A 15,480-nucleotide genomic window follows, 5' to 3' on the forward strand; every position below is an offset into this window, starting at 1 on the left:
TACCAAAATGTGCTAAATGATACAAATCAATTACTTAGAATTGTATCGATTGATATAAACATTAGGATCACTGTACAAATCACGTCGTAACATGGCTAAATTTCATCTTAATCAGACCGTTCAATTGTGAAGTTAAAGTTAGAATAATGTATTAAAATCAGGACATAACCTGGGTTGTCTGATACTGTCATATATCTTCCTCTCCCTTATTCCCGGACTGTCCATGCTCACGACCATTATTTACCGCAGCCATCTACGTGATGACGCCCCCCTCAAAGCGCTTGAGGATATGGTGACAGCTGCAAATATCAAAAACAGGCGATCTGATGTTACGGGAATCTTACTCTTTAACGGTCACCACTTTTTCCAACTGCTTGAAGGCCCTGAGGAGCAGGTAAAAGAGATTTATTGTTGTATTTGTAACGATCCACGGCACCACAATATCGTTGAGCTGATGTGTGATTACGCTCCTGCGAGAAGATTCGGAAAAGTGGGAATGGAGTTATTTGATCTACAAAAACATGAACGCAATGACGTTCTGCAAGCTGTGCTGAATAAGGGAACATCAAAATTTCAGCTCACCTATGATGACAGGGCGTTACAGTTTTTCCGCACATTTGTCCTTGCGACGGAAAAATCGAGCTATTTTGAAATACCAGCGCCGGATTGCTGGAGTTTTATTGCCGACAACTCTTGTACTCTCCTGGATGAAAACACACTCCCATCCGATATCGATTTCAGCTTTGCTTTTCAACCAATTATCGATCCTATGTCGCAACGCGTCATTGCTCTGGAAGCACTTATTCGTGGTAGAGACGGTGAAACGCCCGCAACTTATTTTGACAACTTAAATCCTGAGGAACTGTATACAGCGGATCTGCAGAGCAAAAAGACTGCTTTTGCAATGGCAAGCGCGCTGGGACTTAACGACAAAATGCTGTCAGTCAATCTGCTCCCCATGACCCTGGTAAACAAACCCAATGCAGTCAGCTTTCTTATAAACGAAATCGCTGCGCACGGGCTAGTGCCTGAACAAATCATTGTAGAGTTTACCGAAAGTGAAGTTATTTCTCGCTTTGATACGTTCGCGCAGGCCGTGAAGTCACTCAAGGCTGCGGGGATCTGTGTGGCGATAGACCATTTTGGGGCAGGTTTTGCCGGGCTTCAGCTTCTGTCTCGTTTTCAACCCGACCGAATTAAGATAAGCCGCGAGCTGATCACGGATGTGCATAAAAGTGGACCGCGGCAGGCTATCATTCAGGCAATTATCAAATGCTGCGCGTCACTGGAAATTATGATTTCCGCAGTCGGCGTTGAAAAACCCGAAGAGTGGATGTGGCTTGAATCCGCGGGCATTGAAATCTTCCAGGGTAACCTTTTTGCACAAGCCTGCCTGAATGGTATTCCATCTGTTGCATGGCCAGAGAAAAATGATTTCTCAGCGTCAAAATAACTAACGCATTGTTATAAATAAACAATCACCACAACCGCCCTCATGCTGAACATAAAAAAACAGCATTTACTCCTTGCATGATAGTAAAGTAAATCTTAATTTTGCTAGAATCTTATATATGTTTTGTACAATTTAATGAATGTTGTACAAAGTAGCAGGAACCGCATATCGGTGACGGAGAATCAGGAGTGTCCGGGGGAACTATGGCTTATTACAGCATTGGGGATGTCGCAGAACGTTGCGGGATAAATCCTGTCACCCTTCGGGCATGGCAACGACGTTACGGTTTACTCAAACCTCAACGCAGTGAAGGTGGCCACCGACTCTTTGATGAAGAAGATATTCAGCGTATTGAAGAAATAAAACGTTGGATTAGCAATGGCATACCTGTTGGCAAAGTTAAGGCATTGCTGGAAACCAGTACCCGTCAAGCTGACGACGACTGGAATCAATTACAAGAAGAGATGATGAGCATTCTTCGCATGGCACATCCACCGAAGCTGCGAGCCAAAATTACCGCACTCGGTCGCGTTCACCCCGTAGATGCGCTGATTGATCACGTTTATCTTCCCGTACGTCAACGGCTGATACTTGACCATAATACATCCCGCATAATGAACAGCATGTTTGATGGCGCATTGATTGAATATGTTGCAACACTGCTGTCTGAAACGCGGCGCAAGTCAGGAAAGGATGCTCTCCTGATGGCCTGGGATGTTGAAGACAGAACCCGTCTGTGGCTCGAAGCCTGGCGTTTATCGCAATCTGGTTGGCATATTGCCGTTCTGGCTGAACCCATTGAATCGCCAAGACCTGAACTTTTCCCTGGGCAAACGCTTTTTGTCTGGACCGGTATCGCGCCAACCCGCAGACAAAATGAACTGCTACAACACTGGAATGAGCAAGGTTATAAGGTCATTTTCCACAGCCCGTAGCCATTACGTAATACGTGTAAGATAAATCATACGACTCTCATTTTTTGGATGGTTATTTTGAGTACCATCCAAGGAATATGTTGCCCCCTATTCTCCTGACTTAACACCCGCTATAGCATAAAAACAAAACAACATACTCACCCGTTGGTATTATTTTTTTGTCGACGACATCACCTTTTTCCTAAGTAAAATTCATTAGATCAACTGGCGTACACCTAATACTTATTCTAGGGTTAAATTATGTCTTCTTGTGCCACATTATTGTTTTTCTAAAGTAATAAATGTGGTTATTTGAAAAAGGTAAAGGATATGGCTCTAGTCTTAGACAAACGCTTAATTCTTTGTTGCTGCGCCTTTTCCATTATCTCTGTGGCAAATGCAGCAACCGTTAACGGAACATTTCAGGTGCTGATGACGATTCAAAAGGCCTGTACCGTGACAGCGGGTTCGGCTTCAAATATCACACTTGGTCCGGTGAATACCACGGCGACAAATACCAGTGCAAGCAACACTATTTCAATTAATTGCTCAAAAACCACGCCCTATTTTATCGGCCTGGCACCGTCGGCTGCCAATGGAGGGACGACGACGGGCTCGGGCGCCATGTCCTCTGTGGCTAACGCTGCCACCAATACCGATAAAGTGCCCTATCAGCTAAATCGCACGTCAGCAACAGGTCCGGTATGGGGAAATACCGCCACCGACACCGCACCTGGGAATGGCGTAGCAGCGACAGGGACCGGTCTGGTGCAAACTTTTACTGTTTATGCCACCGCACCGAGCGCCAACTTCACTCCTGACGACTATGCCGACACGGTAACGGTTAACGTTAACTACTAACTTCAGGAAGCTATATGAGAGTAAAACTGCCTGTTAAGCAGTGTGCCTGCGCATGCCTGCTAGGGATGGTTGCGAGCGCCAACCTTGCCACTGCCAGTGGGCTGCAAATAGCCCCGGTCACGTTAACGTTGCAAGCGACGCAAAATGCCGATGGTATCTGGTTGAGTAACGCGGGTGAAAATGTGCTCAATGCCCAGGTTCGGGTTTTTCGCTGGAGTCAAAGTGCTTATGACAACAAACTTTCCCCCTCTCAGGGGCTGGTGATAAGCCCGCCGATGTTGGCATTAGCCCCTGGAGAACGTCAGTTGATTCGAGTTATTCGCACAAGCCCTCCCTCGGCACATGCCGAAGACGCTTATCGTTTGTCGATAGATGAGTTACCGCCTGCAAAAGTTGAAAAAAATAAGCTTCAGTTTGTGCTGCATTATTCCATTCCCGTTTTCATTCAGCCAACATCAGCGGCACAAACGCAGGCAAAACTGCAATGGAAATTACAACAACTGGATGGCAAAAAATTTATTGAAGTCAGTAATCAGGGAAATGGGCATGCACAGTTATCTGCTGCAACATTTATAAGCCCTGACGGTACTAAAAAAGTCATTACACCCGGACTATTAGGCTACGTTTTACCAGGCTCAACAATGCGCTGGATAGTCTCCCCGTCGGCCAGTAATAATCATTATGGCGGGAAAATTGAAGTCACAATCAATGGCCAAAAAACAGTACAAGATCTGTAACAGATTCTGGCTTCTGGTGAAATATTGCTTTCTCAATGGAGTATTAATATCGGGAATGGTTTGCGCACAAACGCTGAATAATAACCAGAGTGAGAATGGTGTTATTAATAGCACCTCACAAATTACGGGAGTCGATTTGTATCTCGATGTCACCTTAAATGGGAATCCCGTTGGGCTGGTACATTTTGGCTACGATAATGGAAAGCTTTATGCGGGAGCTAATACCCTGAGTAAAATGGGCTTTCGCTTTGCTCCAGACGCCACTAACGCCGTCTGCCTGAACGATATCCCCCAGTTAACCATTGACTACAACGTTCAGTTGCAAACGCTCTCGCTTACTGCGCCACTTAGTTCACTCGATCTTGCCACCACGCAGCTTAACTCGCCTACCGAAACCGCGCCAACGGCGACAACATCACGCGGAGCGCTGCTCAATTATGATATCTATACCCAGCAGGGGCACGAGAGCGCAATCAATACCTTCAGTGAACTACGCGCCTTCAATGCTGCCGGCGTGCTCAGCTCCACCCAGTTGACGCAGTACTCCACCGAGGAATACGCCGATAACAGCTTTGAGCGCCTTGATACCAGCTGGCGTACCTCATTTCCTGATACGATGTTGGCGTTAACCGTTGGCGATACCCTGACAAGTTCACTCATCTGGTCCCGACCTACGCGTATTGGCGGCATTCAGATAGGCACCGATTTTGGTTTAAAGCCCTATATGCCAACCACCCCTCTCCCTGCATATCTGGGATCCGCGACGTTGCCATCAAACGTTGAGCTGTACGTGGACGGTGTCAGGTACTACAACGGAGAAGTCCCCGCAGGTAGTTTTCAGATCAACACCATGCCTAACATCAGCGGCGCGGGAACGGGTCAGGTGATGATGACAGACGCGCTGGGCAGAACGAGCGTACAAAATTTCTCGTTCTACAACGATCAACAACTCCTGCGGGAAGGATTAACCGCCTGGTCGGCAGAATTGGGCACGGTACGCGAAAATTATGGTTATTCCTCTTTTGACTATGCCAGCGCACCGGTATTGAGCGCTACGTGGCGTCGCGGGTTTAGCAATACGTTGACCGCCGGGGCTCACGCAGAAACCAGCGATGGACTAATTAACGCAGGCTTCAGTAACGACTGGATCCCGGGAACCCGCAGCGGCACATTTTCGACATCACTTGCCGCAAGTAGCGATTCAGGGCAGAACGGATTTCTGTATAGCTTTGGTTATCGTTGGTCCGGCGAACGGTTTAATTTCAGTACCAGTACCACGGCAACTTCTGGCGATTACCGCGATGTCGCCACCCATTATGGTGAGCCGCCCCCAACGCTTAACAGCAACACGGTCATTGGCTATTCGCTGGAATCTGCCGGAAATGTCAGCCTGAGTTATCTGCAGTTTCGTTATCCACACGAAAATGCGGTGCGCTACGCCAACGCCAGCTGGTTCAAATCCGTTACAGACAGCATCTCACTGAATGCCGGACTCAACCAGAACATTGACGATAACCGCGATCGCAGTATCTATCTGATGGTAACGATTACCACTGATAACAATCTGAGCGCCAGCAGCACGCTACAACGCACCAACGATGAAACCGGCTATCAGCTCAACGCCAGCAAGACGCCGCCTGCCGACGGCGGTTGGGGCTGGAATCTGGCCGCCAGTCAGCAGGCTTCCCGACAAAGTGGCCAGGGAGAAGTAGGATATCTGGGGCGTTATGGTAAAGCGTACGCGGGATTCAGCCGTTTACCAGATAACCATTACGGCTACGCAGGCGCAACCGGATCGCTGGTGACCATGGGAGGCGGCTTGTTTGCAGCAAGGGAAATCAACAATGGTTTTGCCGTCGTCTCAACTGACGGCGTGCCTGATGTTCCAGTCAAACTGCAAAATAACCTGATTGGTCGCAGCGATGACCAGGGACTACTGCTGGTCACGCCGCTGAACAGCTATCAAAAAAACCTGATCAGTATTGACCCGATGGATCTCCCCGCCAATATGCGGATCGCACGCGTTGAGGCGAACGCAACGCCCGCCGATCGTTCCGGCGCGTTGGTGAGCTTTGGTATCACCCCCGTACGCGCCGCGCAGATCCTTCTCGTCGACAATCAGGGTAAGCCAATTCCTGAAGGCAGCATGGCTTACGCCATCAACGGAAAAGGACAGTCGTCTGTCGTTGGTTTTGATGGGATGACCTGGTTCGACACCCTGGAACAGCACAACACGCTGCGCGTTGAGACGGACACCGGTAGTTGTCGCGTGCAATTTGACTATCCTGTGTCAGCAAAGGGGATTGTACAAATAGGCCCGCTGGTTTGTCGCCCACACTAACAGGAGTGCGCTCATGAGGTTAAGACATCTGCTACTCATCGCTGCCGTACTTTTTTGTCCGGCAATTAGCCATGCGGTAGCCTGTTCGGTGAGCAATGTGCAACCCATAAATTTAGGTTCGGTCAATCCACTGTCTGCGACAGGCGCAACGTCATCAATGACGTTCAGTTACACCTGCACCAAAGAGCTTGGTGACGCGCTGGCAGGGATCAATCTCTGTTTTAATATTGGCGCCTCGGCCGTCAGTGGCCAGGTGACACCGCGAAATATGTCATTAAGCGGAACGCCTGCCAGAACGCTGGCATACCAGCTTTACCAGGATAGCGGGCGCACCAAAGTCTGGGGCAGCCAGTATCAGTCGGGAACCACTTTTCCCATGGTACAGCTTAACCTGCTGAATCTGACGCCAGTGACGGGTTCACTCACGGTATCGGCGCAGATCGTCACGCCACAAACCGCAGCCGTCCCCGGAAATTATCAGGATAGCTATACGACGGCCACAGCCCTTGTCACTCTCAATCCCGGATTGCTTTTCCCGCCAACAACCTGTGGCGATACGGTTGCCGCCAGGCTGCCTTTCACCGTATCGGCGACCGTAAGCAAACAGTGCAATATCACCTCTGCAACCGATATTAGCTTTGCGCCAGCCAGGGCGACCGGGCGTAACCTTACGGCTTCAAATACCGTGGGCGTAGCATGTTCCAATAACACGCCTTACACCATCGGGCTTCAGCCCTCCAACGGTAATACGGCAGGCAGCGGCGTGATGGCGGGCACGGGGTCAAATACGGATAAAGTCCCCTACCAGCTTAGTTCGACGCCAGGTCCTTCCGGTACGGTCTGGGGCAATACATCACTCAATACCGTCGCGGGCAACGGTACGGGAACAACAACTACCTACCCGGTTTACGCCACCGTCCCCAGCGCGAACTACACGCCAGACAACTATGCCGATACCGTTACCATCGCCGTAACCTACTGACCTCATCTTAACCTCAATAAAGCAAATACATTTTGTTATCAAATTATTTACTTTTAGAGGTGCGTCATAAATCTAACAAATTACGATTTTTATATATTCTGCATATTAAATTACGCACCCTGCAAAACAACCCAATTACAAGCAAAGACACAGAATAACTATTCAATCGCAAGTTAAAGCCCATACTAATCATGGCGATAATTCGTGCTGGTCGGGCAGGCCCTTCTATGAAAAAAATGTTAAATTTAGGTTTATATGGTGAGATTCACTGTATACCACGGCCAAATTAAGAACATATTACTTTTATAACTAAGGTTTATCATGGATAAGTTATCTTACGCTTCAGATAGCAGCACATCTGCCTGGAATACCTACCTGCAACAAATCGAGCGTGTGGCCCCTTACCTGGGCGAACTTTCCCATTGGGTGGATACCCTGCGCCACCCAAAACGCGCGCTGATTGTCGATATCCCGGTGCAGATGGATGACGGCACTATCCGTCATTTTGAAGGGTATCGCGTGCAACATAACCTCTCCCGCGGGCCGGGCAAAGGCGGTGTGCGTTATCATCCTGATGTTGATCTTAATGAAGTGATGGCCCTGTCCGCATGGATGACCATCAAATGCGCAGCGTTGAACCTGCCGTACGGCGGTGCCAAAGGTGGAGTGCGCGTCGATCCGTTCTCGCTGTCTGAAGGCGAACTGGAGCGTTTAACTCGTCGTTATACCAGCGAAATCGGCATTATCATTGGGCCGCAGAAAGACATTCCTGCGCCGGATGTAGGTACTAACGGAAAAGTCATGGCCTGGATGATGGATACCTACTCCATGAACCACGGCACCACCGTGACCAGCGTGGTCACCGGTAAACCTATTCACCTTGGCGGTTCATTAGGTCGTGATAAAGCCACCGGTCGCGGCGTTTTCGTCAGCGGTCTGGAAGTCGCGCGCCGTGCCAACATCGAAGTTGAAGGTGCTCGCGTTGCAGTGCAAGGTTTTGGTAACGTCGGCAGCGAAGCCGCCCGACTGTTCGCGGCAGCTGGTGCACGCGTGGTCGCGATTCAGGATCACACCGCTACGCTGTTTAACCCCACAGGTATCGACATGACCGCGTTGTCTGCCTGGCAGTTAGAGCACAAACAGATTGCCGGTTTCCCGGGCGCTGAAACCATCGCCAGCGAGGCCTTCTGGAGCCTGGATATGGATATTCTTATTCCGGCCGCGCTTGAGGGTCAGATCACCCGTCACCGTGCGGAAACCTTGACCTGTAAACTGGTACTTGAAGGCGCTAACGGCCCAACCTATCCGGATGCCGATGATGTGCTGGCAAGCCGTGGTATCGTGGTTGTGCCTGACGTGGTCTGTAACGCCGGCGGCGTAACCGTCAGCTACTTCGAATGGGTTCAGGATATGGCAAGCTTCTTCTGGAGTGAAGAAGAGATCAACAATCGCATGGACAAAATCATGACTGATGCGATGGTGCATGTATGGGAAAAAGCAGCTGAGAAATCCTGCTCCCTGCGTACCGCAGCCTACATCGTTGCCTGCGAACGCATTCTGCTGGCACGAAAAGATCGCGGAATTTATCCGGGCTAACGCCGAAATCGACCATGCCTACAAACCACCTGTTCTACAGGTGGTTTGTTTTCCATAAAAAATCGTTCAAAAACTTTCCGCACAAATACCGCCCGACCTCTCACTTTCGCTGTTTTATGCACCATGACGTTCCAATACGGAACATTATTATGCTGCTATGTTTCGTATTGAAACGCTCTTCACAGCAATTTTCTTTTGCAAACCCGTGTGCAAAATTACCTTATCGGCAGCGAGCGGTCGCCGTGGCGTTGTACAAACCGATACCCTACATCAGATGCCTGCCCGAATTTGGCAGCCATCCAGGACTGTCTGCGGAGCATAAATAATGAAAAAATTGATCAACCGTGTTGAAGACGTACTGAATGAACAACTCGCCGGACTGGCGAAAGCGTATCCTTCCCTGGCACTGCATCAGGACCCAGTGTATGTCACCCGCGCAGATGCACCGGTGATGGGCAAAGTGGCGCTGCTTTCCGGCGGCGGCAGCGGGCACGAACCTATGCATTGCGGCTACATTGGTCAGGGCATGCTCTCCGGCGCCTGCCCGGGTGAGATTTTTACCTCCCCCACGCCGGATAAAATGTTCGAATGCGCCATGCAAATTGATGGCGGCGAAGGCGTGCTGCTGATAATCAAAAATTACACCGGCGACATTCTTAATTTCGAAACCGCTACCGAGCTGCTGCACGAAAGCGGCGTCAAAGTCACCACCATGGTGGTGGATGACGATGTGGCGGTGAAAGACAGTTTGTATACCGCCGGACGTCGTGGTGTGGCTAATACCGTATTGATCGAAAAACTGGTCGGCGCGGCCGCCGAACGCGGTGACTCGCTGGAAGCCTGTGCGGCGCTGGGTCGTAAGCTGAATAACCAGGGCCACTCCATTGGCATAGCCATTGGCGCCTGTACCGTTCCGGCAGCCGGACAACCGTCGTTCACGTTACAGGATAACGAGATGGAGTTTGGCGTAGGTATCCACGGGGAACCGGGCATTGACCGCCGCACCTTCACCTCTCTCGATCAGACCGTTGATGAAATGTTCGATACCCTGCTGGAAAACGGTAACTACAGCCGTACGCTCCGCCACTGGGACAACGTCCAGGGCGCGTGGCATGAAGGTAAAGAAAGCAAGCGTGCGTTACAAAGTGGCGATCGGGTTATTGCGCTGGTCAATAATCTCGGTGCGACGCCGTTGTCTGAACTCTTCGGCGTGTATAACCGCCTCGAAAGCCGTTGCCAGGATGCAGGCATCGTCATTGAGCGCAACCTGATCGGTTCTTACTGTACCTCTCTGGATATGACCGGCTTCTCCATCACCCTGTTACAGGTGGATGACGAAACGCTGAACTTATGGGATGCACCGGTTCACACCCCTGCCCTCAACTGGGGTAAATAAGGAGATTAATGATGTCCCTCAACAGAACACAGATTGTTAACTGGCTCTATCGCTGCGGTGAAATATTCACCACTGAAAGTGATTTTCTCACCGGACTTGACCGGGAGATCGGCGATGCCGACCACGGTCTGAACATGCATCGTGGTTTCAGCAAAGTCGTTGAAAAGCTGCCGTCCATCGCGGACAAGGACATCGGCTTTATTTTGAAAAACACCGGTATGGTACTGCTCTCAAGCGTCGGCGGGGCCAGTGGACCGCTGTTTGGCACGTTTTTTATCCGCGCCGCCCAGGTGACTCAGGCTCATCAAAGCCTGACGCTTGAAGAGCTGTATCAAATGATTCGTGATGGCGCAGAAGGTGTGATTAGCCGCGGTAAGGCTGAACCTGGCGATAAAACCATGTGCGATGTCTGGCTGCCGGTAGTGGAGTCTTTACGCCAGTCATGCGAACAGAAGCTGAGCGTCCAGGCGGCTCTGGAAGCGGCAAGCCAACAAGCGGAAGTCGCAGCGCAAAGCACCATCACCATGCAGGCTCGCAAAGGCCGCGCCAGCTATCTAGGTGAGCGCAGCATTGGGCATCAGGATCCCGGCGCAACGTCGGTCATGTTTATGATGCAAATGCTGGCTCAGTCGTCCAGAGAGTAAGGATAAAGCGATGGTAAACCTGGTTATTGTTTCTCACAGCGCCCAACTGGGCGAAGGCGTCGGCGTGCTGGCCCGGCAGATGTTAATGGGTGATGGTTGCAAAATCGCCATTGCCGCAGGCATTGACGATCCTGAGAATCCGATTGGCACCGATCCGATTAAGGTGATGGAAGCCATCGAGTCCGTGGCCGATACGGACCACGTGCTGGTGATGATGGATATCGGTAGTGCATTACTGAGTGCGGAAACCGCGCTGGAACTGCTCGACCCTAACATTGCCGCCAAAGTGCGTTTGTGCGCAGCACCACTGGTTGAAGGCACACTGGCCGCGACGGTTAGCGCCGCCGCAGGTGCTGATATCGATCGGGTCATCCGTGATGCCATGAACGCCCTCGACGCCAAATGTGAACAACTGGGTTTACCTTCGCCATCCGCAGCGAAACCCGCATCCGCAGAACTGTCTCCCGACGCTGATGCCCGTTCTGTTGCCATTGTGGTGAAAAACCCTAACGGCATCCACGTCCGCCCGGCTTCGCGGCTGGTCTCTGCGTTGTCTGGTTTTAACGCCGACATGTGGCTGGAGAAAAACGGCAAGTGTGTGGTCCCTGATAGCCTGAATCAAATAGCCCTGCTGCAGGTACGCTGTAATGACACGCTACGCCTGATTGCTAAGGGCGAACAGGCAGAGGATGCGCTGGCCGCATTTAAACAGTTGGCGGCAGAGAATTTTGGTGAATCGCTCGAGCCCGCGCATACTGATAACAAGGCAACTCTGGCTCCCTCAAAAGTCACGGGGACGGCATTTTGTCACACGCCGTTCTCGCCAAAGGTAAACCCGCAGTCCGCCGCATCACTGCAGGCTGAGCAGCAGCGATTACAGACCGCCATCCAAAGTACGCTGAACGATCTGAGCAAACTCACCGCTCTTGCTGAAGAACGATATTCCGCAGATATCGCCGCCATCTTCTCCGGTCACCACACGCTGTTGGACGATCCTGAACTGTTTGAAATGGCCTGCGATGTAATGCGTGAAAAACAATGCAGCGCCGCCTGGGCCTGGCATCAGGTGCTGAGCGATCTCAGCCAGCAGTATTTACAGCTCGATGACCCTTATCTGCAGGCGCGATACATTGATATTGAAGATTTGCTGTCTCGTTCACTGCAACATTTGACGGGAGAGAGCGCACAAATTCCCGCGTTCTTGCGCCCCACTATCCTGGTCGCTGATGTCATTTATCCGTCTACGGTACTGCAACTCGATCCGAAGACCATCAAAGGTATCTGCCTGCGGGACGGCAGCGAAGCCTCTCATCCGGCGATTATCGCTCGTGAAATGGGTCTGTGCTGGATGTGTCAGCAAGGCGCTGCTCTCGATAGCATAAAGATGGGCGATACTCTGACCATTGACTGTGTCACACAGCGGATAACCCGCGCAAACTGATACCGAAGCACACCCTTTTCGACAAAGGGTGTGCTTCTTCCCTATTCGCGTCGGGAAATGTCTGTTTGTTCGCAAAATGGGGTGTCGATCACGCGCAACGGTCGATCCTGAACTAAGGTTTTCTCATGGTAAATGCCGCTACTTCGGCACACCGCTAAGGAGATTAACCGATGATAACGCCTGCAACTCGCCATCCAGGCCTGCTTTCTGTTGCAATAAAACTGACTCTCGCCAGTACCTTTTTTGCCCTTTCCTCTTTTGCCGTCAATGCAGAAGACGCGCCAGCCGCTACACCGCAGCCGCCAGATATCCTGCTTGGACCTCTGTTTAACGATGTACAAACGGCTAAACTGTTTCCAGACCAGAAAACCTTTGCTGACGCAGTTCCTAACAGCGATCCTCTCATGATCCTTGCCGATTACCGGATGCAGAAAAATCAGTCCGGATTCGACTTACGCCATTTTGTGGAGGTGAATTTCACATTACCGAAAGAAGGCGAGAAATACGTTCCCCCGGCCGGGCAATCATTACGCGAACATATTGACGGACTGTGGCCGGTCCTCACCCGCTCGACAACTGACGCTGAAAAATGGGACTCGCTACTGCCACTTCCAGAGCCGTATGTGGTGCCTGGCGGGCGTTTTCGCGAAATATATTATTGGGACAGCTATTTCACCATGCTGGGGCTTGCCGAAAGCAATCACTGGGATAAGGTCTCGGATATGGTGGCAAACTTCGCTTACGAGATTGATTCCTGGGGACACATTCCTAACGGCAATCGCACCTACTACCTGAGCCGTTCGCAACCGCCGTTCTTTGCCTTTATGGTTGAACTGCTGGCGCAGCACGACGGGAATGACGCGCTGAAAAAATACCTCCCGCAGATGCTCAAAGAGTACAGTCACTGGATGGAAGGCGTCGAAACACTCCAGCCCGGTCAGCAAAATAAGCGCGTGGTTAAACTGGATGACGGTACCATTTTGAACCGCTACTGGGATGAACGCGATACGCCGAGGCCAGAGTCCTGGGTCGAGGATATCGCCACCGCTAAAAGCAACCCCAATCGCCCTGCCACAGAAATCTACCGCGACCTGCGTTCAGCGGCTGCGTCCGGCTGGGATTTTAGCTCCCGCTGGATGGACAATCCTAATCAGTTGGGCACTCTGCGCACCACCAGCATCGTTCCGGTCGATCTCAATGCGTTGATGTACAAAATGGAAAAAATGATCGCCCTCGCCAGCAAGGCTGCCGGTGATGATGCCAAAGCGGCGCAGTACGATGGCTTCGCTAATGCCCGACAAAAAGGGATCGAAAAGTACCTGTGGAACGACAAAGAAGGCTGGTATGCCGACTACGATCTGAAAAGCCATAAAGTACGCAATCAGCTCACGGCCGCCGCCCTGTTCCCGCTGTATGTCAATGCGGCGGCAAAAGATCGCGCCAGTAAAGTCGCCACAGCCACCCAGGCACATCTGCTGCAACCGGGCGGCCTTGCTACCACGTCGGTGAAAAGCGGCCAGCAGTGGGATGCCCCCAACGGCTGGGCCCCGCTCCAGTGGGTCGCAGCATCCGGGTTACAGAATTACGGTCAGGATAACGTTGCGATGGATGTGACCTGGCGATTCCTTACCAATGTGCAGCACACCTACGATCGAGAGAAAAAGCTGGTTGAAAAATATGACGTGAGCACCACCGGCACCGGCGGTGGTGGCGGGGAATATCCATTGCAGGATGGTTTTGGCTGGACCAACGGCGTCACGCTAAAAATGCTTGACCTGATCTGCGCCAAAGAGAAGCCCTGTGACAGCGTACCCGCATCGCGGCCAACACCGACAAGTACACCACCAGCCGAGCCTAAAAAACAGACTCAACCGACGCCATAACGTCATTACCTGAGCCGTTTTACTCCCCGAATCCGCGCTTCGTCGCGGATTTTTCTGTCATATTTTTCGCTATTTAAGCTGCCTCTATCCCCTCTAGCCCTTATGGGGTATCCGGTGTTTTCATCCGTGAGAATTTGATTCTGAACATGTTTTTATTCGCTGTATATGTAAATATATAGCGAATTTGTAACCTTCAGGATACTGATAATGGCACTGACAAGACGGATGTTTGCCCAACTCGTGGCATCTGCACTGCTGCTACGCCATCTTCCCGCATTGGCGCAAACGCCGCTAACCGTTGCCGTTGGAGGCTCGCCAGGGCCGAATATAACCCAACGCGTGGTCAGCGCGGGGGCGCCCGCTGACATGCTGCTGCTGGCCGTCGCGCCGGAAAAACTGGTAGGGCTTTCCTCCTTTGATTTATCTCGCCAGACCGCCATCCCGTTCCACGATGATATTCGGGCATTGCCGAAACTGGGCAGGCTGGCAGGACGCGCCAGTACCCTATCACTTGAAGCGTTACTGGCGCTTAAACCCGACCTGGTTGTTGACTGCGGCAATGCCGATGAAACCTGGCTTTCTCAGGCCAGACAAGTGAGCGCACAAACTCACATTCCCTGGCTGCTGATTAACGGCGAACTGCGCCATACCCCAGAACAGTTGCGCGCAGCCGGTGAAGCATTGGGCGTCGTCTCGCGTACCGCAATGCAGGCCGCGCTGGCCCGTCGATTTATCTATAATGCAATAGCTTTCTCGTATACAGCTGCAGCGAATCTGCGTTTTTATGCCGCGCGCGGTGCCAGAGGACTGGAGACAGGTTTACAAGGTTCTTTGCATACCGAAGCGGCAGAACTGCTGGGGCTACAGAATGTGGCGCACATCCCCGGAAGACAGGGGCTCACACAGGTTTCAATGGAAAATCTGCTCAGCTGGCAGCCCGATATTATTTTGGTGCAGGATGCGATGACAGCGCAGCACCTACGAGAAGATCCGATCTGGCAAGGGGTCAAAGCGGTTGCTGACCGGCGCATTCTGTTTCTCAGCGGTCTGCCGTTTGGCTGGTTGGATGCACCTCCTGGCATCAACCGCTTACTGGGATTACGCCGCCTGCACGCCTGGCTTGATCCGCAGGTTAACGCGAGCTTTAAAGCCGATATGCAGCACTACAGCGAACTGTTCTGGCATACCACGCTAAGCGATGCACAGTATCAACGTCTGGTGGCAGTCTGATG

The 15,480-nt window shown here is 51.5% G+C and carries 12 protein-coding genes; all 12 read left to right on the top strand.

Features of this window, described 5'->3' with window-relative positions; translation table 11 throughout:
• The first annotated feature begins 223 nt into the window (after positions 1–223).
• The 12 genes from SK34_RS01470 to SK34_RS01525 all read left to right on the top strand — a co-directional run bounded on the left by SK34_RS01470 (position 224) and on the right by SK34_RS01525 (position 15,478).
• Entirely contained in the window at positions 224–1,453 is a 1,230-nt protein-coding gene (locus SK34_RS01470; protein ID WP_003020858.1) for a diguanylate phosphodiesterase, read from the top strand.
• A 203-nt stretch (positions 1,454–1,656) separates the two neighbouring features.
• Positions 1,657–2,388, top strand: a complete 732-nt coding sequence (locus SK34_RS01475; RefSeq protein WP_048232160.1) for a MerR family transcriptional regulator — start codon at positions 1,657–1,659, stop codon at positions 2,386–2,388.
• A 309-nt stretch (positions 2,389–2,697) separates the two neighbouring features.
• Positions 2,698–3,228 carry a Csu type fimbrial protein gene (locus SK34_RS01480; RefSeq protein WP_003020867.1) on the top strand — a complete coding sequence of 177 codons (531 nt, stop codon included), beginning with the start codon at positions 2,698–2,700 and terminating at the stop codon, positions 3,226–3,228.
• 14 nt (positions 3,229–3,242) lie between these two features.
• Positions 3,243–3,965, top strand: coding sequence for a fimbrial biogenesis chaperone (locus SK34_RS01485; protein WP_048232162.1), 723 nt, complete (start codon positions 3,243–3,245; stop codon positions 3,963–3,965).
• Between the two features lie 55 nt (positions 3,966–4,020).
• On the top strand, positions 4,021–6,306 hold the full coding sequence (locus SK34_RS01490) for a fimbria/pilus outer membrane usher protein (RefSeq protein ID WP_048232164.1): 2,286 nt from the start codon (positions 4,021–4,023) through the stop codon (positions 6,304–6,306).
• 13 nt (positions 6,307–6,319) lie between these two features.
• Positions 6,320–7,288: a Csu type fimbrial protein gene (locus SK34_RS01495; protein WP_048232166.1), complete on the top strand. Its 969-nt coding sequence runs from the start codon at positions 6,320–6,322 to the stop codon at positions 7,286–7,288.
• A 321-nt stretch (positions 7,289–7,609) separates the two neighbouring features.
• Positions 7,610–8,884, top strand: a complete 1,275-nt coding sequence (locus SK34_RS01500; protein ID WP_003020877.1) for a Glu/Leu/Phe/Val family dehydrogenase — start codon at positions 7,610–7,612, stop codon at positions 8,882–8,884.
• Between the two features lie 325 nt (positions 8,885–9,209).
• On the top strand, positions 9,210–10,280 hold the full coding sequence (dhaK, locus tag SK34_RS01505) for a dihydroxyacetone kinase subunit DhaK (RefSeq protein ID WP_003020880.1): 1,071 nt from the start codon (positions 9,210–9,212) through the stop codon (positions 10,278–10,280).
• Positions 10,281–10,291: 11 nt separating this feature from the next.
• A complete protein-coding gene (gene dhaL, locus SK34_RS01510; protein ID WP_048232168.1) occupies positions 10,292–10,924 on the top strand; it encodes a dihydroxyacetone kinase subunit DhaL in 633 nt (210 codons plus the stop codon).
• 10 nt (positions 10,925–10,934) lie between these two features.
• A complete protein-coding gene (gene dhaM / locus SK34_RS01515) occupies positions 10,935–12,365 on the top strand; it encodes a dihydroxyacetone kinase phosphoryl donor subunit DhaM (protein ID WP_016150370.1) in 1,431 nt (476 codons plus the stop codon).
• 170 nt (positions 12,366–12,535) lie between these two features.
• On the top strand, positions 12,536–14,248 hold the full coding sequence (locus tag SK34_RS01520) for an alpha,alpha-trehalase (RefSeq protein ID WP_048232170.1): 1,713 nt from the start codon (positions 12,536–12,538) through the stop codon (positions 14,246–14,248).
• 207 nt (positions 14,249–14,455) lie between these two features.
• The gene (locus tag SK34_RS01525) at positions 14,456–15,478 is read left to right on the top strand and encodes an ABC transporter substrate-binding protein (RefSeq protein WP_048232172.1); all 1,023 of its coding nucleotides are present in this window, start codon (positions 14,456–14,458) and stop codon (positions 15,476–15,478) included.
• Positions 15,479–15,480: the final 2 nt, after the last annotated feature.

This window comes from Citrobacter sp. MGH104, assembly GCF_001034485.1.
Taxonomy (GTDB): domain Bacteria; phylum Pseudomonadota; class Gammaproteobacteria; order Enterobacterales; family Enterobacteriaceae; genus Citrobacter; species Citrobacter freundii.